Below are 25,121 nucleotides of genomic sequence, written 5' to 3' on the forward strand. Positions count from 1 at the left end.
GTTTTTATCTCGGGTTAATCCAATTCAATCCTTCGCTGACTGTGTGGAATGATCCAAACACCAAAATTATAGCATCATTTTGCGGAAGTTCGGTTGCCATTTGACACGCATCGGCCACTGAATGGGCGGTGTGTATCGTTGCACTTTGGGCCAAAATGGGTGAAATTCTTGCTTTTAATGCATCAGAGTTTTGCCCGCGATCGCCCTCTAAGCCTGCTAGCACCCATGTATTGATGTCATCTTTAAGGGCATGGGCAAGGTTTGCAGCATCTTTATCTTTGAGCATGCCAAGCACTGCAATGATGGGGCGATTGTCTGCTTTAAATGGCATTAGCAAAGCGTGCAAAATGGCAGCGCCTTGCGGATTGTGGGTCACATCAAAATAAAATTCGCGGTTTTGATGCATCACTTTTTGAAAGCGACCTTGTAGGCGTGTATGTTGTAAGCCTTTGGCAATCACAGCTTCTGTCAATTGCGCGGCAATGGGGCTATTGAAAAGTGCGCTGATGGCAGCGGCAGCATTTTGCAATTGATGCACACCTTGCAAGCGCGGCATTGGTAAGGTCAATGTGCGGTCATTGAAGCGATATTGCCATGTTTTTTCATCGATCATGGCATATTGAAAATCACGTCCCGCTTCAATCAACGTCGCATGCTGTTTAGCCACTTGATTTAAGATCGATACATTTGGTGATGATTCGGCTGTGACCACAATGCTGTGATCTTTGATTATGCCAGCCTTTTCATGGGCAATCTCAGTGATGGTGTTGCCAAGGAGATTGGTATGATCTAGATCAATGGGTGTAATGACGGCAACATCGGCATCCACAATGTTTGTGGCATCAAGACGGCCGCCTAAACCCACTTCTAAAATGGCGATGCTCACATTGTGCTTTTTAAAGAGATAAAACGCCGCTAATGTGGCAAATTCAAAATAGGTTAGGGTGATCTCGCCGCGTGCCTTTTGAATGGCTTCAAAAGCCTCAATGATCTCGCTGTCTGACGCTTCCTGCCCATTGATGACAATGCGCTCATTAAAGCGATGCATGTGCGGTGAAGTGTAAAGGCCATGACGGGTGCCCGACGCTTCACAAATGGCGGCGATGGTATTGGTGGTGGAGCCTTTGCCATTGGTGCCTGCAACTGTCATGATAAAAGGTGCCACCGGCGTTAGATTGAGGGCTTGATAAACTTTTTTGATGCGTTCTAATTTAAAATCCATCGCTAAAGGATGGATTTTTTCAAGTTCAACTAACCACTCATTGAGCGTTTTATTTTGCATTCGCGTCTTTTTCGTCCACTTTTTCAAAAGAGGTTTCGGTAAATGGCTCAGGTAAATTCCCCATTTTTGACAATAAAGAGGCGATTTGATTGCGCATTTCGCGGCGGTCAATGATCATGTCGATCGCGCCTTTTTCCAATAAGAATTCACTTTGTTGGAAGCCTTCTGGTAATTTCTCACGCACGGTTTGTTCAATCACGCGTGGGCCTGCAAAACCGATGTATGCTTTGGGTTCTGCGATGATCACATCACCAAGCATTGCAAAGCTTGCAGAAACACCGCCATAGGTTGGGTGTGTCAATACGGAGATGAATGGGATTTGTTCATCATTCATTTTACCGATGATGGCGGATGTTTTAGCCATTTGCATCAATGAGGTTAAACCCTCTTGCATGCGGGCGCCGCCACTGGCTGCAAAAACGATCAATGGTCTGCGTTCTGCAAAGGCTAAATCAGCCGCGCGTTTAAAGCGTTCGCCCACCACAGAACCCATGGATGCACCCATGAAGTCAAATTCAAATGCACAGGCCACCACAGGGATGTTTTTCAATGTGCCGCCCATTGCGATCATGGCATCTCTTTCGCCAGTTGTTTTTTGTGCATCATTGATGCGCACTTTATAAGATTTCACATCTTTAAAGCCTAAGAAATCGATGGGCTCTAACTCTGCGCCAATTTCGTGGGTAGAATCAGTGTCTAAGAAGTTGATGAGACGACTTCTTGCCGAGATTTTCATGTGATGATTACATTTCGGACAAACGTTTAAGTTTTGTTCTAGCTCTTGTTGATAGAGAATCGAATCACAACTTTTACAGTTTTTCCAGATGCCCTCAGGTACCTTCTTGTTAGAATGGGTACTCTTGATGCGCATTGGATTAAGACGTTCGAACCATGAACTCATTGGATACACCTTTAATAAGTTTGAAAGTGGATTGGCAATGATAAATTATTCTCGTTAAATACTCAATAGAACACAATTTAATGGCATTTTAATGCGAGCGAATGAAAAAGGGCGTATAATTGTGAACTCTTTTAGTCCTATATGGTGAGCGAGACGACAATGATGGATTCAGATTTGCAGGCATTGTATCAAGAAGTGATTCTTGATCATAACAAAAAACCTCGTAACTTTCGCGTGATTGATCCGGCTACACATGCAGCGCGTGGTCACAATCCATTGTGCGGGGATCAAATCAAAGTATTTTTAACCGTTGATGACAATGGCGTGATTCAAGATGTCTCCTTTAAAGGGGAAGGTTGCGCGATTTCTACGGCATCAAGCTCATTGATGACCGAAGCGGTGAAAGGCAAAACGATCGAAGAGGCGGAAAAGTTATATAACATTTTCCATGATGCAGTCACCACAGATGAAGATGTAGATACGAGTGAGCTTGGACGTTTAGCAATTTTGACAGGTGTGAAAAAATATCCTGCCCGCGTTAAATGTGCCACATTGGCATGGCATGCATTGCATGCAGCCCTCACAGAAAATGAAGAACCTGTGAAAACAGAGTAAGAAGGATTGAGCATGAGTGAAGAGAAATCCCCAAACGACGCAGTCATCTATTATGCTGAAGGCGTTGAAAAAACCGAAGCGAGTGAAGCGGTGGTTGAAGAGATCATCAATAATTTAAAGCGTGTGTATGACCCAGAAATTCCTGTGGACATCTACGAGCTTGGGTTGATTTATGTGATTGAGTTTTTAGACACCACAGAAGATCACTTTAAAATCAAAATTGACATGACATTAACCGCACCCGGTTGTCCTGTGGCCGGTTCAATGCCTGAGTGGGTACAAAATGCTGTGATGGCAACCCCAGGGATTGATGATTGCCATGTAGATTTAGTGTGGGAACCCTTCTGGACCCCTGAGCGCATGTCATTGCGCGCGAAGTTAGAGTTGAATATGCTCTAAATTTTATGGTTACATTTTTGTTATAGTGATCTATTTCTGAGAGAAAATAGGGTAGTTATGCTACCCTATTTTTAATAAGCTATTTACTTGCGTTTGTCATAGATGTCGACCATTTTATCATATTGCATTACACTACCATCGCTGAAATAGACTTCTGTGGGATTTGGGATGTTGATATTCAAAAATTCATAACCCAAGGCATTAAGGATAAATTCCATAGTCATTTGCGTATTAAATACATTAGCTGAACGCAATTTTGTTAAAAATTGTATTAAATCATTGATCGACCCTGAATTATCATATATGAAAAAAGGAACGTTGAATTGATCCTGAGAAGGTGTATGTAGTCCATGCCCAAGTCCAGCAACTTCACCATGATCAGATAAATAAATAAGCAGGGAGTTGTCAGACATTTGATTGATAATTTGACTCAGTAATCGATCGGTTTTCCTAATTGTTGCATCATATTCAGGATGTTTGCTGCCAGATGCTAGCATTACTTTTAAATCTAGATCATCATAGTTTGTGTAGGGTGCATGTGATCCATTTAGATGAATGAAAAAAAACTGTTGGACATTGGTATTTTTTTTCTTAGTTACTTCATCAAGTAAAGTGTCATCTACTAGATTAAAAGTATAGAAATCAGATGACCTTCCTATTACTCCTATAGGTGTATCATGGACTCCTGAAAAATTTTGACTAGATAGCCAAATTGTTTCAAAACCTTTATTTCTGGCTGCTTTAACTATATTAGTATAATCATAATATCTATCATGATCAGATGCTGTTGCAAAACTTAACACTCTTTTGAGAGATTCTCTAGTGATAGGGGCTGGAGAAATTGCATTTGGAACCCAATAAAATTCTTTATTTTCTTTTAGATCATCAATAAATGGCGTCGTAGGGTATTTGTACCCTGTGTATGAAAAGTGATTACTTGATGCAGATTCTCCAATGACAAGATAAATCGTCTGATAATGACTATTTTTTCCTAGTATTACATTGTCAGGTAGATGATTATTTATAGGAATAGATAATAATCTTTGTTCCTTAAGGTATGATATATAGTTAGTAATCGGAGATATAATATTTCTAGAATAGAAATCGGCAATAATTCCTTGTGGATTAATACTAAATTCATGAAAAATCCGGCTATTTGTTTTGATAGCCAATGAATATACAGGATGTATAAAAAGCAAGATTGTAATGAACAATACTATATGTTTAGCCTTGCCATATCTAGCCTTGTTAGTATTCAGTATCAAATATAAGGCGCTTATTGTTAAAGTCATAGATATGATTAGAGGTGCAAAGCCAAATTGTCGAATATACCCTACTGATTCAGACAAACTTGTCTCCATGATAGAGGAATAGGCACCAAATGAGAGAAAACTACCAAATGAACTAATACTTAAAAGTAGAATAAAGTAAAAAATGCAAACTATGCTCCCACAGATTGGTTTGAATTTCTTGGAACAGTAAATGGGTAATGTCAAAAATAAGAATAGTATTAGAAAATTAATAAAGTCAATTTTTCCAAGAGAGTTACCATTCCACCATAATAATATATATGGGATAGTGGATAAAAATAATAGAAGTGAAATTTTAAAAAAATACATTTGCAATATCTTTATTAGGAGGTGCATGGGAGGATTACCCATGTATTTATTATACTCCAAAATAGGTTGTTAATTGATTTTATGTATGAGTAAAAAAGCCCTGAAATATCAGGGCTTTTTATTTGCAAAAATTAATCTTCTGCTTTTAACATTTTTTCAAGATAGTGAATGTCCGTACCACCTTTGATGAAGTTTGGATCATTTAAGATCTTAAGGTGCAATGGGATGTTCGTCTTGATGCCTTCGATCACAGTTTCTTGTAAAGCATTGCGTAGGCGCGCGATCGCGATTTCACGCGTTGGGCCGTGTGCAATGATTTTACCCACCATTGAATCGTAATAAGGCGGAACCTTATAACCTGCATAAATGTGGGTATCCACACGAATGCCAGGGCCACCTGGTGGCACGAATGTTGTGATGGTGCCAGGGGATGGCAAGAATGTTTTTGGATCTTCTGCATTGATGCGACACTCAATGGCATGACCTGTATAGGTGATGTCTTCTTGTGTGAATTTAAGTGGTTTGCCATCAGCGATGTCGATTTGTGCGCGCACAAGATCAATGCCTGTAATCAATTCCGTCACAGGATGTTCCACCTGAATGCGTGTATTCATTTCGATGAAGTAGAATTCACCATTTTCATACAAGAATTCAAAGGTACCTGCGCCGCGGTAACCGATGCGTTTACATGCATTCACACAGGATTCACCAATGCGAGCACGCTCTTCATCTGTAATGCCAGGCGCCAATGCTTCTTCGATCACTTTTTGGTGACGACGCTGCATAGAGCAGTCACGTTCACCTAAGAAAACTGCATTGCCGTGTTCATCGGATAACACTTGGATTTCAACATGGCGTGGTTTTTCAAGGAATTTTTCCATGTAAACCATAGGGTTGCCGAAAGCTGCGCTTGCTTCTGCTTTTGTCAATTCAATGGCAGACAATAAATCTTCTGCTTTATGAACCACGCGCATACCGCGACCGCCGCCGCCACCTGAGGCTTTGATGATGACCGGATAGCCGATTTCTTCACCCAATTTTAGGTTGGCATTTGCATCATCTGTTAAAGCACCTGGAGAACCTGGCACACAAGGCACGCCCGCTTCGATCATGGCTTTTTTCGCAGAGACTTTATCACCCATCAAACGGATGGTTTCAGCGCGTGGGCCGATGAAAATAAAGCCAGATTCTTCAACGCGTTCTGCAAAGTCTGCATTTTCAGCCAAGAAACCATAACCAGGATGGATGGCATCTGCATCTGTCAATTCTGCAGCTGCAATGAGCTGAGGCATGTTCAAATAGCTTGAAAATGATTGTGGTGGCCCGATACAAATGGAGTCATCGGCTAAAAGTACGTGTTTTAAGTCTCTGTCAGCGGTTGAATACACAGCAACGGTGCTGATATTCTTCTCTTTACATGCTCGCAAAATGCGCAGTGCAATCTCACCACGGTTTGCGATTAAAACTTTTTTAATCATGGAGTGGTCCTTATCTTATTCAAGAATGAAGAGCGGTTGATCGAATTCGACTGGCTCACCATTTTGAACAAGGATCGATACAACTTTTCCTGAAATTTCTGCTTCGATCTGATTAAACATTTTCATCGCCTCAACGATGCACACTGTGTCGCCAACGTTCACAGTTTGACCCACATCTGTAAAGGCATTTGATGTTGGAGAAGCGGCGCGGTAGAAAGTACCAACCATTGGAGAGCGGATCACTTTACCTTCTGGTAATTCTGCTTTTTCTGCAACCGGTGCAGCAGCAGGTGCCGCCGTTGTGGCAACGATTTGTTGCATTGGGTTGTATGCAGGTTGGGCAATCGGGGCAACTTGAGCAACTGCAGCGCCTTGAGAATTACGGCTGATGCGAATTGAACCTTCACCTTCGATGATTTCGATTTCAGAAATCGTTGATTCATCAACAAGGTCAATCAAGTTTTTAATCTTACGAATATCCATGAGTTTTTATTCTCCTACTAAGTTTTCGATGATCTTGATGAAACAATGTTTTTAGCGCGATAGAGCCCAAGCTCATAGCCAAAAAGTCCATGTCCCACCAGAATTCCTGAGGCAATGTCTGACAAATATGAATGGTGTCTAAATGGCTCCCTTGCAAAGACATTCGAAATGTGAATTTCGATGAATGGAATGTCTACGCTCAAAAAGGCATCACGAATGGCAATACTTGTGTGCGTATACGCGCCAGGGTTGATTAAGATGACATCAATGTTCTCAGACTTTGCTTTGTGAATTTGGTTGATGATTTCGCCTTCAATATTAGACTGAAAGCATGACAATGCAAGCTGTAATTGCATCGCTTTGTGCGTCAATTGTGTTTCGAGTTCAGGCAGGGTTGTGTAACCATAGATCTGAGGCTCTCTCGTTCCAATCATATTGAGATTAGGGCCATTGATTAACAGTACCTTAGAATGCTCGTTTGTGGACATAGTGCCTCATATTAGTCACGTAAAAATATTGCAATTATACGTATATCGCGTGAACTTTTCAAAAATTAAGTGAAATTTGGCTAAATGACAAAATGTAACCTTTTTGATGGGGTTTCTAAGGATATTGAACAATTGCGCGCAATCTTGATTATTTTTTTCAAAAAAGCTCATACCTTCCATGAAATTGTATATTATGTGCGAAGGGATGCTGAACTTTTTTACGATAAATTGACTAAAAACTTAGCAAGTCATGTCCAAAAATTGAGATCAAAAGTGATGGAACGCGCACTGAATATACATCAAAAGCAGGGGATATTATTGAGCACAGGTGGATTGATCCTCTTGATCTCATTTGGCATCGGCTATTTTTTTGCAAGCAACGGCATGACACATCATCACATTACATCTCTCGGTTTGGTGAAATTTTTAGCCGCAACAGTGATTTTAATGATGCTCTTTTATTGTATGGCATTCGTTGTGCTCAAAGTGGCCGGGGATCATATGATTTGGCTCTCTTTAGCGGGCATGCTGTTATTGAGCCATTATATTTATTGTGTGGTGATGATCTATGATGTGACGATGGTGCATACGCCAACGATCTCCCTTCTCTCCATTTGCCATTATCCTTTTGTCATCAGTTACTGTGTTTTAGCGATTGTGCGCTGGGCATTGTTGTTAAAAGATCCTGAATAATAGCCACTACATCGCGCCTTCATTTCTAGCAAAATTGCCAAATTTGCGCATTTTTTTAGCGACTTTTTTTGTCGCTGTGCTAAAATTGCGCACTTTAAATAAATAGGCATTCAGTTAGATGTTTGAATTTAATAGAAAAAGTTTCAAACACATCCTCAGCGTTGTCGTGCTGATGTGGTGTACATTCATGGTCAACGCATGTGCGAACCCTGCGGCAAAAACAGTCAGCCACTTGAAAAAAGAACAACATTTGATTGCCGATTTTGCAAAGCATCGTCAATTGAGCAATGAAGTCACTCACAAAGAAGTTCAAAAATACGTCAAAAGTTTTCAGAAAGATCCGCGCATCTTTAATCATTTAGATGAAGATCGCTTGGTGATCATGCGCTATATCTTTGAAGAGTTAAAGCGCCGCAAAATGCCTGCTGAATTGGCCATGATTCCATTGGTGGAAAGTGGTTATCAGCCGGGTGCCTCAAACAATGGTCGTTATGTGGGCTTGTGGCAATTTGGTAAAGTGACGGCAGAGCACTTTGGCATCGATGTGCACAAAAATTATGATGGCCGCTTTAATCCCGAACTCTCCACAAAAGCGGCGCTCGATTATTTGCAATATTTAAATAAGATGTTTGATGGCGATTGGCTCTTGACGATTGCGGCGTACAATGCCGGAGAAGGGCGCGTAAAACGCAGCATCCAAGCGAATCGTCAAAAAGGTAAACAAGTCGATTATTGGCACATTGATTTGCCAGAGGTGACGCGCGCGTACATTCCTAAAGTGCTCGCATTGTCTGAAGTGATTGCTGATCGTGAGCGTTTAGCCGCCGTGAGCCACAGTGAAATTCCAAACTTGGTGCGTGTGCGCGTGGAAAACTCTGAGAAAATGAAAAAGATCATTCGTGATTCAGACATCTCAATGGAAGTCATTGAATTTTATAATCCAAATGTGAAGCATAAAAACAGTGTGCGTTCCATCATGATCCCGGAAAATGAATTGAAGCATTTAAAAGGTCTCTCCTCAAAGGAGCGTGATCAATACATCGTCTACGGAAATCGTCAGCGCTCATAATCTTTCTCACTAATCTTATATTGTCTTCTCTTTATGGATGGGTACAATGAGTATTTTGTACAAAATATAAGATGAGAATTTGATTATGAAAACAGGACAACCATCGGTAATAGGCGGTGCAATGATCGCAGCAGGTACGATGATTGGCGCAGGGATGCTCACCTTGCCCATCGTCTCTGCAGGCATGTGGTTCACATGGACCATTTTTATCATGCTGATCACAACATTCTTCATGCAAAATTCGGCAGAAGAGATTTTAGAAGTCAATTTGAGCTATCCGGAAGGCTCAAGTTTTCACACATTGGTGAAAAATAATCTTGGCCATTTTGCCAGCGTCATCAATGGTTTTTCTGTGGCGTTTGTCCTCTATATATTATTGTATGCGTATGTCGATGGTTCGGGCTCTGTCATTAAAAATGCGTTAGCGGTGAATTTAGATGTGGATTTGCCTAAGCCACTGGCGGGCTTAATCTTTGCCGCGATTTTATCGGTTTTGGTGTGGTGGGGTGCAAAAGCAGTGGATCGCATTTCCACTGTATTGATGTTGGCCATGTTCATCACATTGTTTGCCGCTTTAAGTGGTTTGTTGAGCTCTGTGTCTGCAACAAAACTCTTTGAACCCACGGGCGAGCACAATTACGCCATCTATGCCTTTGCAAGTTTACCTTTCTTTTTAACCTCTTTTTGTTTCCATGCGAGCGTGCCAAGCTTTGTGAAATATTATGGCCGTGAAGGTGGAAAAAAGATCCGTGCCGCTTTAATGATTGGCATGTGGCTGACGTTGATTTTCTACGCTGTTTGGATGCTTGGCATTATGGGCAATGTGGATCGCGCCTCATTTCAACACATCACGGGCGATAAATTATTGTGGCTGTTTGATTCAGTTCAGCTCACCGCATTTTTCCGCAATATGTTGGATTTCTTTGCTTTCTTTGCTGTGGTGACCTCATTTTTAGGCGCAGGTTTAGGGCTGTTTGATTACATTGCAGACTTATGTCATTTTGATGATTCCCATTTAGGGCGCGCAAAAACAGCGGTGATCACATTTGTGCCACCCACCATTTTGGGCATGAGTTTACCGAACGGCTTTGTGATCGCCATCGGTTTTGCAGGGTTATTTGCGGCGATTTGGTCTGTGATCATTCCGGGCATGACGGTGCTTGCCCATCGTAAAAAACAAGCGAAAACCGGTGAAACCGCCACTTTTAAAGCATTTGGTGGAAAATGGATGCCCTACATTGTGATCGGATACGGTATCATTGCTGCGGTGTCTCATTTATTGGTGGAAGTGTTCCAAATTAAATCGCTGAACTTTTTCATTCAATAAGACAGACGGATAAATTTTTGGATATTTTTGTGAAAGGATAGAATCATGAACACCCCACAACCGGAATTGATGTATTTAGACTTTGGCGTGATGTTGCAATTGTCAGATTTAAGCCCTGAGTTTAAGACATATTTAACCAAAGCCGAGGCCGAAGAGATGAGCCGCAAGGTGAGCGCCTCTTTAGTGCAGCTTTATCCTGCGTTGTCGCAAGTGGGCATGGTGTTGGTGGGCGCAGGTTATCAAGTGTCGCAAATCATGCGCCCGCGTTTTCCCATCTATCATGAAATGACAGAAGTGTCGAAAATCCAATTTCGTGCCAAGCAATTTAAACCTTCGATTGTGACGATTACGGCCGTGGATGGCGAGTTTTCTGTGGGCGCCTTTAATAAGGACACAGAATCGCCCGATCCTTTATACATTTTTCCGGCATTGTTGGTATTGCCAAAAAATGAGGCCAATCAAGCATTGGTGAGTGAGATTGAAACCACATTGTCTCAGCAAGGGATCATGACGGAAGTGTTAAAACCGTTGATGGAAACGGCGCTTCATTGCGATGTGGCGCACATGCACATGGTGACATTGAGTGACATCAGCAGTTTTTATGCCACGCAACTCATTCAAATCAATCTTGAGCCATTGTGGGAAGTGATGAAACACATCATTTTTGAAATGGGGCCAACGTTCCAAGTGTTAGGCAGCGGCCATTTGCTCTTGTGGGATGGCAATGAAGTGGTGTTTTTGGTGCCGGATGAAGCCACTTTCCTTGAAGTCTTCAAAGGCAATCATGAGGACTTTATCCATTATGATCAAACCATGAAGCGCTTAAAATTGCTCTTAACGGATCACGGGATTTTGTTCTCTGAGTTCATTGTCACGGAACCTCAGTTTTTCCTCACCACACAAACGTTAGAAAGCGTGTTAGAAAAAGTGAAATAAAACTTCTCCTTTTCGTTAAAAAAGCCACACATCAGCTGTGGCTTTTTTTATTTTTGGATTAATTTTTTAAAAAATGCTTAATTTTTCACCAACGATAGTTCATCATAAAGGATGTGCATATCTTATACTTAAAAGATAAGTCGTAAAATTGCCCTGGCAATCTTTACATTCTGACAATCAAGTAAAGCGAAAAGAACCGACGACAGATGAAAATTTTTTACACAATATTAATATTGATCACCATGGTGTCGCTTTCGGACGTGATCCGACGACTGTTACCCATCAAATTGCCATTGCCTGTGTTGCAAATCATCATTGGGGCGGCGATTGCCTTTCCATCATTTGGCTTGCATGTGGAATTTGATCCGGATCTGTTTCTGTTTCTGTTCATTCCGCCATTGATTTTTGCCGATGGCCGTCGGATGCCATTTTATGAGTTCATGCAATCGCGTTGGGAAATCATGAGCTTGGCGCTCTTTTTGGTGTTTGTGACGGTATTGGGCTTGGGGTTATTCATCCCAAAATTGATGCCTGAAGTACCATTGGCCGTTGCGTTTGCTTTAGCGGCCGTTTTGTCCCCAACCGATGCGGTGGCTTTATCCGGCATTGTGGGCAAGGGACGTTTGCCTAAAAAAATGAATAAAATTTTAGAAGGGGAAGCGCTCCTTAATGATGCCTCTGCGCTGGTCTCTTTAAAATATGCCGTGGCCATTATCATGGGCACAATGGTGTTTAAAACCACCACAGATTATGCCGAAATGGGCGTCAACTTCTTGTTAATGGCCGGTGGCGGCGTTTTGATTGGCCTTGTGGTGACGTGGGTTTATGTGCGTTTGGTGCGTGCATTGAGCCGTTTACAAGGCGATGAAACCGCCATTCAGATGATCTTTTTATTGCTGCTCCCATTTTTGGTGTATGCCGTTGCCGAACACATCGGCGCATCGGGTATTTTAGCTGCTGTTGTCGCAGGGATGACGGTGACGTACAGCAATACCATGAGCGATGTATCCATCGAGATGCGCTTTCAGGCCAACAGCATTTGGTCCGTATTGGAATATTTATTAAACGGCATTGTGTTTTTGATGTTGGGCTTACAAATCCCCGGTATTGTGGAATATTCCATCGAGCGCATCACCACAGACAGCGATACAAATTTTGTGAGTTTAGTGTCTGACATTTTCATCGTCTATGGCATGTTGATGTTGGTGCGTTTTTTATGGTTATTGGCCATGAAACATTTAAAGAAAGTCTTCTTTTGGCGCAAAAACAAAAAATGGGGCTTTGAAGATTTAAGTGTGCGCGAATTGGTGATCATGACATTTGCAGGCGTGCGCGGTGCGGTGACATTGGCTGCAGCATTGTCCATTCCTCTTTACATCAGTACATCGCCCACCATTATTTCAGTGCCGGCGCGTTATCAAGTGATCTTCATCGCCATCGGCGTGATCATCATCTCCTTGATTGTGGCGATTGTGATTTTACCGATCTTATTAAAAGGTTTTTCCGTCGATGATGATGACCTTGATCATGAGATCAAAATTGCCAAAGCTTCGATGCAGCAGGTGGCGTTGTCGAGCCTACAAACGCTCGAAACCCGTTTAATTAGCAACAATGAAATCAAAGTGGATCCACAGCACATTTCTGATATTCACAACCATGTGGCGCGCGACATTCGTCAATCCCTTGGCATTACGGATGCGGAAACAGAATATTATGATTCTGTGGAGTTGCGCTTTCGTCTTGCGGCAATTCGTGCAGAGCGTGCAGAATTAACGCGCCTTAAAACCACGCGTAAAATTAGTGAAGAAACAGCGAATAAATTGCGTTATGATTTAGACTTATTGGAGACAATATTGGCTGGTCGCGAACAGCAATAGAATTTCGCTCGTAACTACAATTAGGTTAAGCTGTGAATCAAAGTGAATACAAAAAGGGCATTGTCTATACATTGCTGTGTTACATCATGTGGGGCAATTTCCCGTTATATTGGTATTCGCTGCGAATGATGAGCTCAACTCAATTAATGAGTGAGCGCATTGTGTGGTCAGTGATCTTTGTGGTTTTGATCACCACTTTGCTCAAAGAGTGGCGTGGTGTGCTGACGGTATTAACAGAGCGTAAGCTTGTATTGATGCTGTTTGTCACCTCGCAGCTACTCTTTTTTAATTGGCTCAGTTATTTATGGGCAATTACGCATGATCGCGTGCTAGATGCCAGTTTAGGTTATTTCATCACGCCCATTTTTAGTATTTTATTGGGGCGACTCATTTTAAAAGAGCGTTTATCACGTGCGCATTTTTTTGCCATTGTGATTGCCATCTCAGGGATCATCTGGATCACCATCGAAAGCCGCACGGTGCCATTTGTGGCGCTGATCTTAGCGAGCTCCTTTGGCTTTTATGGGCTACTGAAAAAGAAATATCCTGTGAGGGCGTTAACAGGCATTGCCTTTGAAACGTTTTTCATGTTGCCATTTGCCGTGAGTTATTTGATCCATTCGATGATCACGGATCACATTGTCTTTTTTGAATTGTCAGCCTTGCCAATGACGCTGCTGATTTTATCAGGTGCAGTCACTACCATTCCGCTGTTACTCTTTGCAGAAGGCGCGAAAAAGATCCCATTGTCCTTAGTGGGCATTGTGCAATTTGCCTCCCCGACCTTGCAACTCATCAATGGTTTGATCTTTTTTGGTGAATCGATGAGCATGATGCGTCTTGTGGGCTTTATGATTGTGTGGGTGGCCGTTGGCATCTTCATTGTCTCAGAATATCAACGTTATCAAGTGCAGCAGCGTTTCCTCAAAGCTGTTTAGAGAGTTTTATGGATTATTATTACGATCCGGCCATTGAACCATGGCTTTCAGTGTTGTATCAAGATCGCGACATCATGGTGGTCAATAAACCGCATGATTTATTGAGTGTTCCGGGCAAGCCCGCTGAGCTTTGGGACAGTATTTTAACGCGCGTTCAATGGGAATTTCCCGATGCTGAAACGGTTCATCGTTTAGATTTGGCCACAAGTGGCTTAATGGTGGTGGCGCTCCATAAAGAGAGCGAGCGCGAATTAAAGCGCCAATTTCGCGAGCGGGAAACAGAGAAAACCTACATTGCCAAAGTGTATGGGATTTTTGAAGAGAAGACGGGCAGCATTGATTTACCGCTCATCTGTGATTGGCCCAACCGCCCTAAGCAAATGGTGTGCTTTGAACGTGGAAAAGATGCTTTGACCCATTATCAAGTATTGAGTGAAGACAAAGATGGCAATAGTTTAGTGGAACTCATTCCCGTGACGGGGCGTTCCCATCAATTGCGTGTGCACATGCAATCGCTTGGCCATCCGATTTTAGGGGATCGATTTTATGCGCATGATGCGGCATTAAAAGGACAAAATCGTCTGCATTTGCATGCCGCAGAGTTGGCGTTTACCCATCCGATCACAAAAAAAAGGCAGCGGTTTGTGGCTCCGCCGCCTTTTGCATAACGGTTGATGGGATTAGAGCGCTTCTAAAATATTATTAAGGGAGCGCAAAATGCGTTTGCCTTCTGTTTCAGGTGCCGGTTGATCAGGGATTTGGACATCATCGGCTTCTTCAACCGCTTCAATGTCCGCAGCTTCTTCGTCATCTGTCAGGGCAGGTGCAGCTTCGGTTGCTTCTACTGCTGGATCAAAGGCTTCATCAGCATCATCGATGAGCACGCGATTGTCTTCATCATGTGGAAACAGGACTGTGGCTTCCGTTGTGATGGCGGTATCTTCAGCATCACTGTCATCCTCGATAACAGGCGTCACCACTTGATCCGATGGGATGATGATCTCAACATCTAAATCATCGTTGATGTCATCATTGGCATTTGCTTCCACTTCCGCTTCTGCTGCCGCGCCTGTTAAGCGTGCCATACACTCATCTTGTGTGCCGGCGACAAAGTTTTCATCCCAACAGGCAACACTGTCGATGCCCATGTCCGTAAAATTGATGCGGTATTGCGGATAACCATTCGGATACCAGCTGACATATAAGCCTTCTTGCTGGCCATCTTTAAAGTGGATCTCTTCCATTTTTTGGGCAGGTAAACCCGTGTCTTGATACCAGAATGTCACAGTGCCATTGAGTTTGCCTTGTGAGTACTCTTCTTGCGCTGTGATCTCTTGGGCTTCGTTGTAATAAACATAGGTGCCTTCACGGTTTTCAATGTTCCAACGCAGCAAATCTTCACGTGCAATGACCACAGGATCCATTTGTCGAGTGCGTGTATCGGTAAAATAGTCTGACACTAAAAAGCTGTCTGAGGATTCGTCATAAGAGAGAATGGTGCGGAATGTGCCACCATCGACTGCATTTGGTTGGCGATTGCCATTTTCATCAAAATAACTGACGATCAATTCACCATTTTGTAACTCATATTCAGAGGCATTGCCATCTTGATCCCATGTGGTCCATGTGCCATTGCCGCCGCCATCTTGTTGGCTGTAACCAGCTTGGGCTTTTGTGCCATCTTTGTTCCAAAAGGTGAGTGGACCATATAAACTTTGCGGGAACCATGATTGCAATTCACCCGGATCCATAAAGCAGATGGGATCGGTCTGTTTTTGGTCGTTTTGGCTGTAAAAATCTTGCACCAAATAGCAACCGCTGACGATGTCTTTAAAATGACGATAATATTCACTGCCATCTCGGTTGGGTAATAATGTACCATCTTCAGCGAAATAGGCGATGATGCCATTGGGTTCTAATTCTGAAGGTGTTTGTGCGTAGGAAAATGTACCTAAAATCAGCAAAGATGCCATCGATAAAGCCGTTTTCTTATATGTCATAATCATTCCTATCGGTTATTCATAATGTTTGTTAAGCAGTTTACCGCAAAATGGTGAAGATTTCATAGTGGCAAAATTTTTCGGCCATGAGCTCATATTTTTCAAGTAAAGACAATGGCCTAGCCCTTAAATGATAGAATATTCTTGTTCAATTTGATCTTTCGCATAAACATTCTCTCACCTTTTGAGAATGTTTTGTTTTTGATCTAAGCTTATCAGTTGATTATAAAATAATTAAGGAGGCGATAATGTTTACATTAAATGATCAAATAGCTTTAGTAACAGGTGGCGCAAAAGGTATTGGTAGGGGCATTAGTGAGGCATTGTCGCAAGCAGGTGCATATGTCATTATTGCAGACATTGATGAATCAGCAGGTATTGAGAGCGCTAAAGCCATCAATGGTGAATTCATTAAAATGGATGTGACGGATCAAAAAGCTGTGCATCAATGTTTTGAGGAACTTTTAAAACAGCATGGTCGCATTGATATTGTGTGCTCAAATACAGGTATTTTTCCACAAGCGACCTTAGATGAAATGACGGAGCAAGATTGGGACTTGATGCAATCTGTGAATGTCAAAGGGATGTTCTTTGTGGTGCAGCGTGCATTAAAAGCGATGGAAAAACAGCAATATGGGCGCGTAGTAATCACTTCATCGATTACTGGTGCAATCACAGGTTTTCCAGGTTGGAGTCATTATGGGGCATCAAAAGCTGCGCAATTAGGTTTCATGCGAAGTGCAGCACTTGAATATGCGCGCTTTGGCATTACAGTCAATGCCGTGATGCCAGGTAATATCTTAACGGAAGGGTTAGCTGCCCAAGGGGAAAACTACCTCAATCAAATGAAAGCAACAATTCCAACGCACACTTTAGGTGAGCCGAAAGATATTGGCTATGCTGCGGTATTTTTAGCTTCAAAAGAAGCGAAATTTATCACAGGACAAACGATCATTGTGGATGGTGGACAGATTCTGCCTGAGTCACCTGAGGCATTGCTGTAAATATTCCGATATTTTAAAAATGATGAATCCTTCCTTCGACCGATGATCTATGATTATTGGTCTTTTTTTCTTTGGAGTATTTATGAGTACATTTATCCTGCTGTGAATGACCTTAATATTCGAGATGCAACGGCGAATGTATTGCCGATGGCACAATTAAGTGATCAATGGGGATATGATCATGGTAATTATGGTGTGTTGTGTCACCTATTACCAAAGGCGGATATTCCTGTATTACAAGTGAGTATCGATGCTCATCAAAAGAGCCGTGCTCATTATGAGATTGGACAACGTTTAAAGAATCTGCGTGATGAAAAGATTTTGATCATTGGTTCTGGCAACATTGTGCATAATCTTTATCAAATAGGGCAAGTACAGTCGCGTCCATGGGTGCAGAATTTTGATGAGCAAGTGGTAAAACTGACCAAACAACATGATATTGAGGGGATTTTAAACCTTGAAAACACACATCCTGATTTTCATTTGGCTGCACCAACGCCTGATCATTTCTATCCATTTTTATCAGCGCTTGGTGCAACAGATGTGACAGATGAGTTAGAAGTTTTTAATCAAGACATCACGTTAGAAACCTTAACGATGACCAGTTTTGTCTGGCGTAGTACAAAATGATTTTTCATGCCATAGACGTTTGTTTTTTGGTGACTTTTATCATTTGATTTGATTTTTGTTAAAAAAGTGTTTGTATAAAATGCCATCCCTCGTTATCATAAGTCGCTTCTATGGCATGAGAAGCTATGTCACAAAGCACGTAAATCTCTCCTCGTTTGAGAGTGGCGTGTTTTTTTTTGCCCAAAAAAAATGATGTAACACATGAGATAGGAATTCAACAATGACGATACCAGCACTATTGGTTTTAGCAGATGGCAGCACGTTTCACGGCACGGCCATTGGCTCAGAGGGTCAAACAGTCGGAGAAGTGGTGTTCAATACTTCAATGACAGGCTACCAAGAAATTTTAACCGACCCATCTTACACAAAACAGATGATCACATTAACTTATCCGCACATCGGGAATACAGGGACGAATCGTGAGGATGAGGAATCTGATTCAGTGCATGCAGCTGGTTTGATCATTCGCGATTTGCCGCTGCTAGCGAGCAATTTTCGCAATGTCGAAAGTTTAGAAGATTATTTAAAGCGTCACAACGTTGTGGCGATTGCTGACATTGATACGCGCCGCTTAACACGCCTATTGCGTGAGAAGGGTGCACAAGCAGGTTGCATCGTGACAGGTCACAATCCTGATGTTGCCGCGGCCCAAAAAGCTGCTCAAGATTTTGGTTCAATGTCCGGTCTTGATTTGGCCAAAGTGGTCACTTGCGACAAAGCGTATGAGTGGACCGAAGGTGAATGGCGTTTAGGCGAATCTTTCCACACAGACATCAAGCAGCCATATCATGTGGTGGCCTATGACTTTGGTGTCAAACGCAATATTTTGCGTATGCTTGCAGAGCGCGGTTGCCGTTTAACGGTGGTGCCAGCCACAACGCCTGCAAGTGAAGTATTGGCGATGAATCCAGATGGCGTATTTTTATCAAATGGCCCTGGAGATCCTGAACCTTGTGATTATGCCATCAAAGCCATTCAAGAAATTTTGGCGGCGAAAAAACCGATTTTTGGCATCTGTTTAGGTCATCAGTTGTTGGGCTTAGCATTGGGCGCACAAACCGAAAAAATGTTGTTTGGTCATCATGGTGCGAACCATCCTGTCCAAGAATTATCCACAGGAAAAGTCATGATTACGAGTCAAAATCATGGTTTCCAATTGAATGAAGAGAGCTTACCTGAAGGTGTTGAAGTGACACACCGTTCTTTATTTGATCAATCCATTCAAGGCATCAGCTTGAAAGATCAAGTGGCATATTCATTCCAAGGACACCCTGAAGCGAGTGCAGGCCCAAATGATGTGGCCTACTTATTTGACCAGTTCATCGATGCGATGAGCGCACAGTAATCCGAGGAGAGAGAAATGCCTAAACGTACAGATTTAAAATCCATCTTAATTATTGGTGCAGGACCGATTGTGATCGGCCAAGCATGTGAATTCGATTACTCAGGTGCGCAAGCATGTAAAGCATTGCGTGAAGAAGGGTACCGTGTCATTTTAGTGAACTCAAACCCTGCAACCATCATGACCGATCCTGAAATGGCGGATGTGACATACATCGAGCCAATTTTGTGGCAAACGGTTGAGAAAATCATCGCTAAAGAACGTCCTGATGCCATTTTGCCAACCATGGGCGGCCAAACGGCTTTAAACTGCGCTTTAGACTTAAGTCGCAATGGCGTGTTGGCAAAATACAATGTGGAATTGATTGGTGCATCTGAAGATGCCATCGATAAAGCAGAAGATCGTGGCCGTTTTAAAGAAGCGATGGAAAAAATCGGCTTAAAATGTCCTGAATCTTATGTTTGCCACAGCATGAATGAAGCATTATCTGCACAAGCGAAAGTGGGTTTCCCAACATTGATTCGTCCATCTTTCACCATGGGCGGTTCAGGCGGTGGTATTGCATATAATAAAGAAGAGTTCATGGCCATTTGTGAGCGTGGTTTTGATGCATCCCCTACACATGAATTGTTGATTGAACAATCCGTATTGGGTTGGAAAGAGTACGAAATGGAAGTGGTGCGCGATAAAGCGGATAACGCCATCATCATCTGCTCGATTGAAAACTTTGATCCAATGGGCGTTCATACCGGTGACTCCATCACGGTTGCACCGGCACAAACATTGACAGATAAAGAGTACCAAATCATGCGTAACGCAAGCTTAGCGGTATTGCGTGAAATTGGTGTGGATACGGGCGGCTCGAACGTTCAGTTCTCTGTGAATCCTAAAAATGGTGAATTGATCGTCATTGAGATGAATCCACGTGTATCACGTTCATCTGCATTGGCATCAAAAGCAACCGGTTTCCCAATTGCGAAAGTGGCCGCTAAATTGGCAGTGGGTTATACATTAAATGAGTTGAGCAATGACATTACAGGTGGCCGTACACCGGCATCTTTTGAACCATCGATTGACTATGTTGTGACCAAAATTCCACGCTTTGCGTTTGAAAAATTCCCAGCTGCCGATGATCGCTTAACCACACAAATGAAATCTGTGGGCGAAGTGATGGCGATGGGTCGCACATTACAAGAATCCATGCAAAAAGCATTGCGCGGCTTAGAAACAGGTTTGTGTGGCTTTAACCCACGCACGACAGATAAATCTGTGATTTTGCGTGAGTTGGCAAACCCAGGCCCTGAACGCATTTTATATGTGGCAGATGCATTTCGCATTGGCATGAGCAAAGAAGAGATCTTTGACGTGTGTGCCATCGATCCTTGGTTCTTGATGCAAATTGAAGATTTAATGCAAGAAGAAGCCAAAGTGGCAGCGGGCACATTGGCAGATTTAGATTTTACCACCATGCGCCGCTTGAAGCGCAAAGGCTTTTCAGATAAACGTTTGTCTCAATTATTAAATGTTTCTGAAAAAGCAGTGCGTGATGCACGTTTTGCCCTCAAATTGCATCCTGTGTATAAACGCGTTGATACATGTGCGGCAGAGTTTGATACAGACACAGCTTATTTATACTCAACGTATGAAGAAGAGTGTGAAGCGCGCCCAACGGATAAGAAAAAAATCATGATCCTTGGCGGTGGCCCAAACCGCATTGGTCAAGGGATTGAATTTGACTATTGCTGTGTGCATGCGTCTTTAGCGCTTCGTGAGTCTGGCTTTGAAACCATTATGGTCAACTGTAACCCGGAAACGGTTTCCACAGACTTTGACACCTCTGATCGTTTATATTTTGAGCCATTGACGTTAGAAGATGTGTTAGAAATCGTACGTGTTGAGCAGCCTTATGGCGTGATTGTGCATTATGGTGGTCAAACGCCATTAAAATTGGCCAATGCTTTGGTGGAAAATGGTGTGAACATCATCGGTACATCTGCAGATAGCATTGATGCGGCAGAAGATCGCGAACGCTTCCAAAAAGTATTGAACGATTTAGGTTTGCGTCAGCCAGAAAACCGCACAGCGCGTAATGAAGAAGAAGCCATTGTATTGGCAAATGAAGTGGGTTATCCGCTTGTGGTGCGTCCATCATATGTATTGGGCGGCCGTGCAATGCAGGTGGTTCATTCTGATGATGAATTGCGCACTTATATGAATGAAGCGGTGCAAGTGTCAGAAGACAGCCCTGTATTGCTAGATTTCTTCTTAAATCATGCCATTGAAGTGGATGTGGACTGTGTGTCTGATGGTCAAGAAGTTGTGATTGGCGGCATCATGCAACACGTTGAACAAGCCGGCGTTCACTCTGGTGACTCAGGTTGTTCATTGCCGCCTTATTCATTGAGTGCAGAGATTCAAGATGAAATTCGCCGTCAAACCAAAGCGATGGCCAAAGCCTTGAATGTTGTGGGCTTGATGAATGTGCAATTTGCCGTACAAGATGATGTGGTGTATGTGTTAGAGGTCAACCCTCGCGCATCTCGTACTGTGCCATTTGTGAGTAAAGCCACCAGCGTGCCTTTAGCGAAAATTGCAGCACGTGCCATGGCTGGCATCTCTTTGGCTGAACAAAACTTCACCACAGAAGTGATCCCTGATTATTACTCTGTGAAGGAAGCGGTGTTCCCATTCATGAAATTCCCTGGCGTAGACGTCATCCTTGGGCCAGAAATGCGTTCAACCGGTGAAGTGATGGGCGTGGGTAAAACCTTCTCTGAAGCGTACTTAAAAGCACAATTAGGTGCAGGTGAACGCGTACCAAAAGTGGGTAAAGTCTTCATCTCCGTACGCGATGCCGATAAACCTTATTTAGAAACCATGGCACGTAACTTCCAAGAACAAGGCTATGGCTTGTGTGCAACGCGCGGTACAGCAGAATACTTAACGGATAAAGGTTTCTTTGTACAAACCATCCATAAAGTGGCAGAAGGCCGTCCGCACATCATCGATTACATCAAAAATGGTGAAATCGCGGTGGTTGTGAACACTGTTGTAAGCGATCCTCAAGCGGTGAAAGATAGCCATTCCATTCGTCGCAGTGCATTGAATCAACGCATTCCTTTATACACTACATTAGCAGGTGGTGAAGCAGTGAGTGAAGGCGTGAAAAGTATGTTCATGATGGATGTGTACTCAGTGCAAGAATTGCATGATCACATTGCTAAAAGCAAAAAATAAGTCATCGACTTAACAAAAAGCTCCGCATTGCGGAGCTTTTTTTATGCTAGAAATTTAAGCCAATCAAATGGAGCAGATAGAGCATGCACGGAATGGTGATTAAAGATGCCATCACAGAGATCAATGTCATGGCGGTGCCAAAGTTCACATCCGCACCATAACGCTGAAAGAGCACAGAGGCCAATGTAAACGTTGGCATCGTCACTTGAATGAGCAGCACTTTAATGACAATGTCATCAATCGGTAGCAACAGAATCAAACCAAAAGCGAGCAGTGGGAAAATCAGGATTTTAAAAATAACGCCGTAAGTGACGCGTTTGACATCAATGTCACGGATCATTTTCCATAGATCAGGAATCAACATGCCAATGTAGATCATGCCAATGGGGCTCGCTAACCCTGCTAAAGCTTTGGTCAATTGCTTTAAACCATCATGGGCTTCAAATTGTAATGCGCCAAGCGTTAAGCCAATGACAATGGCGAGCAATGGGATGTTGATCATCGCCGCTAAATTGCGCAAGCGAAAACCTTTGTCACGCTGCAATAGATAGATGCACAATGTCCAGATCACAAAATCTAAACCGGCATCAAAGATCGCGGCGAGCAATGCACCTTGAGCGCCTAATAAAACATAACAGAGCGGAATGCCGATAAATGCAGTGTTGCCAAGTGTGGCGGCGATGGCCAGTTCATTGGCCTGCTTTTCGGCAGTTTTAAGATACTTTTTCGCTAAAAAGCGCGCCAAAATAATTCCGCCACCATTGATGATCACTGAGAGCACAAAAATGGTGAGGATCTGCTTCATCATCGTGGCATCAAGCTCAAAATTAAACACGCTCGACAGCACAATCGATGGCAGGCCCACATTGACAATCAGCGCCACAATCAAGCGTTGAGATTCAAGGGTTAAGCCGTAGGCACGGCGCAGCAACACGCCGACGATCATCATCGCAGCCATGACGGAAACGGAAGTGAGGGTGGTGAAGAAAATCATTGGACAACTCGCGCAAAAATTATGATTTATGGTTATGAGAGAATACTATAGCACTAGTTTTTAGATGCATGGGGCTTTTTGCGAGGGATATTTTCAGAGGGTGAGGCAGGGCGATTGAGCAATAAGTTACGCTGTGTTAAATTATCATCTTTACACTCTGTAGGTTCAAATTATGGCGAACAACGCATCTAAAGACACTTTGATTTTTGGCGTGCCAAAACTCCCGATGAAAGCATTGGTGGTGGTCATTCCGTTTATGGTCTCCTTCATCATGAGCGGCGTGATCTCTTTTGTGAGTATGGTCAGAAGTTTAGGACTCGGGCTTCATGTGTTTAGCCCGTGGGTGAGTGTGTGGATGTTTTCATGGATGATCGCTTTTCCCACCATTTTAGTGGTGTTGCCTTTAGCGCGTAAATTGGCCATGAAGTTGGTGAAATTACCGCCACAAATGCAGTGATCAAAGCATGAAAAAGCCCTGTTAAACAGGGCTTTTTAAATCATATTTTAAAGTGTTGGCAATTATTTTGCGTACACTGGGAATTTACGACAAAGCGCTGTCACATTGTCCGCAACGCGCGCTGCGAGTGCTTCATCATCAATGTTTTCTAACACATCACACATCCAGTTAGCGAGCAATTCAGATTCTGCTTCTTTAAAGCCGCGCGTTGTAATCGCTGGCGTGCCCACACGAATGCCGGAGGTGACAAAAGGTGATTGTGGGTCATTCGGTACTGTGTTTTTATTCACAGTGATGTTTGCTTTACCAAGGGCAGCATCTGCCGCTTTACCTGTGATGCCATGTTTGACCAAATCCACTAAGAATAAGTGATCTTCTGTGCCATTTGACACGATGTCAAAGCCACGAGATTGGAACACACGCACCATCGCTTTAGCATTTTTCAACACTTGCTTTTGATATTCTACAAATTCAGGTTGCGCCGCTTCTAACAATGCCACCGCTTTTGCTGCGATCACATGCATTAAAGGGCCACCTTGAATGCCTGGGAAAATCGCTGAGTTCAATTTTTTCTCGATGTCAGGATTTGCTTTTGCCAAGATGATGCCGCCACGAGGACCACGCAATGTTTTGTGTGTGGTTGTGGTGACAACATCAGCGTATTCCATAGGATTTGGATATAAACCTGCCGCCACTAAACCAGCAACGTGCGCCATGTCCACAAATAAGTACGCGCCAACTTTGTCGGCAATTTCACGGAAACGTTTAAAATCGAGCACTTGTGAGTAGGCAGAGAAGCCCGCTACAATCATTTTGGGTTGATGTTCGATGGCCAATTTTTCCACATCATCATAGTTGATCAAACCATTTTCATCGACGCCATATTGTACTGCGTTGTAGGTACGGCCAGAGAAGTTAACTTTTGCACCATGGGTTAAGTGACCACCGTGATCAAGGCTCATGCCAAGCACTGTGTCACCGGGTTGCACCAATGCAAGATAAACGGCGCCGTTTGCTTGTGAGCCGGAATGTGGTTGTACGTTTGCGTAGTCTGCGCCAAAGAGTTTTTTTGCACGTTCAATCGCTAAGCTTTCAACGATGTCCACATATTCACAACCGCCATAATAACGTTTGTTAGGATAGCCTTCGGCATATTTGTTGGTGAGTTTAGAGCCTTGAAGTTCCATCACAAGTGGGGAACAATAGTTTTCAGAAGCGATCAATTCAACGTGATCTTCCTGACGTTGTCCTTCCTTTTCAACAGCTTCAAAGAGTTCAGGATCAAAAGAGTGTAACGCGAGATTTTCAAACATGATGATTTTCCTATAGAATAACCCAAGCAAAGGCGTAGT

Annotated in this window: 23 protein-coding genes; 14 read left to right on the top strand and 9 right to left on the bottom strand. The window is 43.0% G+C overall.

What is annotated here, in order from left to right; translation table 11 throughout:
• Positions 1-4: 4 nt before the first annotated feature.
• Both folC and accD read right to left on the bottom strand, forming a co-directional pair.
• Positions 5-1,282, bottom strand: coding sequence for a bifunctional tetrahydrofolate synthase/dihydrofolate synthase (folC, locus tag B9T20_RS05415; RefSeq protein ID WP_094490151.1), 1,278 nt, complete (start codon positions 1,280-1,282; stop codon positions 5-7).
• Positions 1,272-2,183, bottom strand: coding sequence for an acetyl-CoA carboxylase, carboxyltransferase subunit beta (gene accD, locus B9T20_RS05420; protein ID WP_094490152.1), 912 nt, complete (start codon positions 2,181-2,183; stop codon positions 1,272-1,274). The genes folC and accD overlap by 11 nt, the downstream gene beginning before the upstream one ends.
• A gap of 159 nt (positions 2,184-2,342) precedes the next feature.
• Between accD and sufU the strand changes: the two genes are divergently transcribed.
• On the top strand, positions 2,343-2,798 hold the full coding sequence (gene sufU / locus B9T20_RS05425) for a Fe-S cluster assembly sulfur transfer protein SufU (RefSeq protein WP_199415227.1): 456 nt from the start codon (positions 2,343-2,345) through the stop codon (positions 2,796-2,798).
• A 12-nt stretch (positions 2,799-2,810) separates the two neighbouring features.
• Entirely contained in the window at positions 2,811-3,197 is a 387-nt protein-coding gene (locus tag B9T20_RS05430; protein WP_008316548.1) for a DUF59 domain-containing protein, read from the top strand.
• Between the two features lie 83 nt (positions 3,198-3,280).
• On the opposite strand, the gene B9T20_RS05435 is transcribed toward B9T20_RS05430, so the two are convergent.
• The 4 genes from B9T20_RS05435 to aroQ form a co-directional block, all read right to left on the bottom strand.
• Positions 3,281-4,546, bottom strand: a complete 1,266-nt coding sequence (locus B9T20_RS05435) for a phosphoethanolamine transferase (RefSeq protein WP_158520524.1) — start codon at positions 4,544-4,546, stop codon at positions 3,281-3,283.
• A 401-nt stretch (positions 4,547-4,947) separates the two neighbouring features.
• Positions 4,948-6,294 (bottom strand): acetyl-CoA carboxylase biotin carboxylase subunit, encoded by a 1,347-nt coding sequence (accC, locus tag B9T20_RS05440; RefSeq protein ID WP_094490154.1) that lies wholly within the window; start codon positions 6,292-6,294, stop codon positions 4,948-4,950.
• 15 nt (positions 6,295-6,309) lie between these two features.
• Entirely contained in the window at positions 6,310-6,777 is a 468-nt protein-coding gene (accB, locus tag B9T20_RS05445; RefSeq protein WP_094490155.1) for an acetyl-CoA carboxylase biotin carboxyl carrier protein, read from the bottom strand.
• A gap of 17 nt (positions 6,778-6,794) precedes the next feature.
• Positions 6,795-7,265, bottom strand: a complete 471-nt coding sequence (gene aroQ, locus B9T20_RS05450; RefSeq protein ID WP_094490156.1) for a type II 3-dehydroquinate dehydratase — start codon at positions 7,263-7,265, stop codon at positions 6,795-6,797.
• 276 nt (positions 7,266-7,541) lie between these two features.
• On the opposite strand from aroQ, the gene B9T20_RS05455 reads away from it, so the two are divergent.
• The 7 genes from B9T20_RS05455 to rluA all read left to right on the top strand — a co-directional run bounded on the left by B9T20_RS05455 (position 7,542) and on the right by rluA (position 14,773).
• Positions 7,542-7,958, top strand: a complete 417-nt coding sequence (locus B9T20_RS05455) for a hypothetical protein (RefSeq protein ID WP_233491607.1) — start codon at positions 7,542-7,544, stop codon at positions 7,956-7,958.
• 187 nt (positions 7,959-8,145) lie between these two features.
• A complete protein-coding gene (locus tag B9T20_RS05460; protein WP_233491609.1) occupies positions 8,146-9,027 on the top strand; it encodes a transglycosylase SLT domain-containing protein in 882 nt (293 codons plus the stop codon).
• 85 nt (positions 9,028-9,112) lie between these two features.
• Positions 9,113-10,354 (top strand): aromatic amino acid transporter, encoded by a 1,242-nt coding sequence (locus B9T20_RS05465; protein WP_094490158.1) that lies wholly within the window; start codon positions 9,113-9,115, stop codon positions 10,352-10,354.
• A 45-nt stretch (positions 10,355-10,399) separates the two neighbouring features.
• Positions 10,400-11,290 (top strand): hypothetical protein, encoded by an 891-nt coding sequence (locus B9T20_RS05470; protein WP_094490159.1) that lies wholly within the window; start codon positions 10,400-10,402, stop codon positions 11,288-11,290.
• A 206-nt stretch (positions 11,291-11,496) separates the two neighbouring features.
• Complete coding sequence (locus B9T20_RS05475) at positions 11,497-13,167, top strand: Na+/H+ antiporter (protein WP_094490160.1); 1,671 nt, start codon at positions 11,497-11,499, stop codon at positions 13,165-13,167.
• 32 nt (positions 13,168-13,199) lie between these two features.
• Positions 13,200-14,105 carry an EamA family transporter RarD gene (gene rarD / locus B9T20_RS05480; protein WP_233491610.1) on the top strand — a complete coding sequence of 302 codons (906 nt, stop codon included), beginning with the start codon at positions 13,200-13,202 and terminating at the stop codon, positions 14,103-14,105.
• Positions 14,106-14,113: 8 nt separating this feature from the next.
• Positions 14,114-14,773 carry a bifunctional tRNA pseudouridine(32) synthase/23S rRNA pseudouridine(746) synthase RluA gene (gene rluA / locus B9T20_RS05485; protein WP_094490161.1) on the top strand — a complete coding sequence of 220 codons (660 nt, stop codon included), beginning with the start codon at positions 14,114-14,116 and terminating at the stop codon, positions 14,771-14,773.
• A gap of 12 nt (positions 14,774-14,785) precedes the next feature.
• Here rluA and B9T20_RS05490 read toward each other — a convergent pair whose 3' ends face one another.
• Positions 14,786-16,105: a toxin-antitoxin system YwqK family antitoxin gene (locus B9T20_RS05490; RefSeq protein ID WP_094490162.1), complete on the bottom strand. Its 1,320-nt coding sequence runs from the start codon at positions 16,103-16,105 to the stop codon at positions 14,786-14,788.
• A 248-nt stretch (positions 16,106-16,353) separates the two neighbouring features.
• Between B9T20_RS05490 and fabG the strand changes: the two genes are divergently transcribed.
• The 4 genes from fabG to carB all read left to right on the top strand — a co-directional run bounded on the left by fabG (position 16,354) and on the right by carB (position 22,318).
• Positions 16,354-17,109, top strand: coding sequence for a 3-oxoacyl-ACP reductase FabG (gene fabG, locus B9T20_RS05495; RefSeq protein ID WP_094490163.1), 756 nt, complete (start codon positions 16,354-16,356; stop codon positions 17,107-17,109).
• Between the two features lie 42 nt (positions 17,110-17,151).
• The gene (locus B9T20_RS05500) at positions 17,152-17,739 is read left to right on the top strand and encodes a class III extradiol ring-cleavage dioxygenase (protein ID WP_255375202.1); all 588 of its coding nucleotides are present in this window, start codon (positions 17,152-17,154) and stop codon (positions 17,737-17,739) included.
• A 220-nt stretch (positions 17,740-17,959) separates the two neighbouring features.
• Positions 17,960-19,084, top strand: a complete 1,125-nt coding sequence (carA, locus tag B9T20_RS05505; RefSeq protein ID WP_094490164.1) for a glutamine-hydrolyzing carbamoyl-phosphate synthase small subunit — start codon at positions 17,960-17,962, stop codon at positions 19,082-19,084.
• A 15-nt stretch (positions 19,085-19,099) separates the two neighbouring features.
• Complete coding sequence (carB, locus tag B9T20_RS05510) at positions 19,100-22,318, top strand: carbamoyl-phosphate synthase large subunit (RefSeq protein ID WP_094490165.1); 3,219 nt, start codon at positions 19,100-19,102, stop codon at positions 22,316-22,318.
• Positions 22,319-22,364: 46 nt separating this feature from the next.
• Here the strand turns inward: carB and B9T20_RS05515 are convergent, their stop codons facing one another.
• The gene (locus B9T20_RS05515; protein WP_094490166.1) at positions 22,365-23,312 is read right to left on the bottom strand and encodes an AEC family transporter; all 948 of its coding nucleotides are present in this window, start codon (positions 23,310-23,312) and stop codon (positions 22,365-22,367) included.
• A 172-nt stretch (positions 23,313-23,484) separates the two neighbouring features.
• Between B9T20_RS05515 and B9T20_RS05520 the strand changes: the two genes are divergently transcribed.
• On the top strand, positions 23,485-23,769 hold the full coding sequence (locus B9T20_RS05520) for a DUF2798 domain-containing protein (RefSeq protein WP_008316574.1): 285 nt from the start codon (positions 23,485-23,487) through the stop codon (positions 23,767-23,769).
• Between the two features lie 62 nt (positions 23,770-23,831).
• Here B9T20_RS05520 and glyA read toward each other — a convergent pair whose 3' ends face one another.
• Positions 23,832-25,082, bottom strand: a complete 1,251-nt coding sequence (glyA, locus tag B9T20_RS05525) for a serine hydroxymethyltransferase (RefSeq protein ID WP_094490167.1) — start codon at positions 25,080-25,082, stop codon at positions 23,832-23,834.
• Positions 25,083-25,121 lie beyond the last annotated feature (39 nt).

Source organism: Wohlfahrtiimonas sp. G9077 (assembly GCF_002252155.1).
In the GTDB taxonomy this organism is placed as follows: Bacteria; Pseudomonadota; Gammaproteobacteria; order Cardiobacteriales; family Wohlfahrtiimonadaceae; genus Wohlfahrtiimonas.